At 36.0% G+C, this 253-nt stretch carries 1 protein-coding gene; it reads left to right on the top strand.

Going from position 1 to position 253, the window contains the following annotated elements; all coding sequences use genetic code 11:
* The coding region (locus ACX6CF_RS25060) for an immunoglobulin-like domain-containing protein (RefSeq protein ID WP_458788118.1) at positions 1–253 on the top strand (253 nt) is incomplete at both ends.

Here is a 253-nt window from a genome sequence, read left to right on the forward strand (position 1 = left end):
AGAAGTGACAAGAACAGTAGTAGTAAAAGAAGACGAAGAAGCTCCAGTAATAACTCTAGTAGGAAATACTTCAGAAGAAGTAACCTACGGTGGAACGTATACAGATGCAGGAGCAACAGCTCAAGATAATAGAGACGGAGATATAACAGAAAATATAGTAGTGACTATAACAAAGGATGGAATAGAAGTTGCTAAAGTGGATGAAGAAGTTCCAGGAACATATATTTATCACTACAATGTATCAGACGAAAAA

This window comes from Vallitalea sediminicola (genome assembly GCF_054408565.1).